General features: G+C 67.3%; 1 protein-coding gene and 1 pseudogene. Both read left to right on the forward strand.

The window, feature by feature from the left end:
• The coding region (locus G3N93_RS39055; protein WP_241026892.1) for an AAA family ATPase at positions 1-1,458 on the forward strand (1,458 nt) is incomplete at its 5' end.
• An 85-nt stretch (positions 1,459-1,543) separates the two neighbouring features.
• A pseudogene (locus G3N93_RS39060) lies at positions 1,544-1,839 on the forward strand (cell division protein FtsZ); the annotation flags it as partial.

Consider the following 1,839-nt stretch of genomic DNA (forward strand, 5'->3'; position numbering starts at 1 on the left):
CCCGCCGTGCGTGCGGAAGCCGCGCACACGCAGGCCACGCAGGCGCTCGGCGACGTGCGGGCGCAGGCCGAGCGTGCGACGCAGCGCGTGCACGCGCTGCAGATGGACGTGCTGAAGCTCGCGCAGGCGCACGAACGTTACACGCAGCGCAGCACGCAGATCCGCGAGGAACTCGAGGAAATCGGCGCGCAGATCGAAGAGCAGCGCGCGATGCGCGCGGAGTCGGAAGCGAATTTCGAGCGGTTCGACGGCGAACTTGCCGAACTGCAGGCGCGCTTCGAGGACAACCAGCTCGCATTCGAAGCGCTCGACGAATCGCTGACGCAGGCACGTCAGGAAGCGCGTGACCTGGAGCGTGGCGCGAACGACGCGCGCTTCGCCGCACGCAATGCGGTGACGCGGATCGACGAACTCAAGCGCAGTATCCAGGTCGCGCACGAGCAGAGCGAGCGTGTCGCCGGATCGCTGGAAGACGCACGCGCCGAGCTCGAGACGATCAACGAGCAGACCGCGCACACGGGCCTGCAGGACGCGCTCGAGATTCGTGCGGTGAAGGAAGAAGCGCTGCAGGCCGCGCGGATCGAGCTCGACGACCTGACCGCAAAACTGCGCGCGTCGGACGAGCAGCGGCTCGTCGCCGAGCGCTCGCTGCAGCCGCTGCGCGATCGCATCACCGAATTGCAGTTGAAGGAGCAGGCCGCGCGCCTGTCGGTCGAGCAGTTCGCCGAGCAACTGACGACGGCCGAGGTCGACGAGGAAGCGCTGCGCGAGAAGCTCACGCCGGATCTGAAACCGTCGTACCTGCAGGGCGAGGTCACGCGCCTGAACAACGCGATCAATGCGCTCGGCCCGGTGAACATGGCCGCGCTCGACGAGCTGAAGGCCGCGAGCGAGCGCAAGGTGTTCCTCGACGCGCAGTCGGCCGACCTGATCGACGCGATCACGACGCTCGAGGACGCGATCCACAAGATCGACCAGGAAACCCGCACGCTGCTGCAGGGCACCTTCGACGAGGTCAACCGTCACTTCAGCGATCTGTTCCCGCGCCTCTTCGGCGGTGGCCAGGCGAAGCTGATCATGACGGGCGACGAAATCCTCGATGCCGGCGTGCAGGTGATGGCGCAGCCGCCGGGCAAGAAGAACGCGACGATCCACCTGCTGTCGGGCGGCGAGAAGGCCCTGACCGCGACCGCACTGGTGTTCGCGATGTTCCAGCTGAACCCGGCGCCATTCTGTCTGCTCGACGAGGTCGACGCGCCGCTCGACGACGCGAACACCGAGCGTTTCGCGAATCTCGTGCGCGCGATGTCCGACAAGACGCAGTTCCTGTTCATCTCGCACAACAAGATCGCGATGGAAATGGCGCAGCAGCTGATCGGTGTGACGATGCAGGAGCAGGGCGTGTCGCGGATCGTTGCGGTGGACATGGAAACCGCCGCGGGTTTTGCCCAGAGTTGACGTTTGACGAAACCGGACCGCGTTCGCGCGGCGCATGGGCGCCCGTTCGCGGTTCCGACGAACAAGAATTGCTGATGGAGCGTGCATGGACGAGTTGACACTCGGTTTGATCGGCGCGGGCGCCGTCGTGGTGGGCGGCGTCGTGGTCTACAACGCATGGCAGGGCGCGAAGGTGCGGCGCAGGATGCCGCGCCCGATGCCGGAAGAAGCGGCCGAGGCGATGAACCGCCCCGAACGCGAAGAAGAATTGCCGTTCATCGAGCCGGTGCGTCAGCCGGTGCGGCGCGAGCCTGCGGCACCGGCCCCGGCGGCCGGCACGCCCGTGAATTCCACCAGGCTCCACGTCACGCCGCCCGCGGGCGGGGGCAGGCGCAGCTGTGC

The sequence above is a fragment of the Burkholderia sp. Se-20378 genome, from assembly GCF_017104665.1.
GTDB classification, from domain to species: Bacteria; Pseudomonadota; Gammaproteobacteria; order Burkholderiales; family Burkholderiaceae; genus Burkholderia; species Burkholderia lata.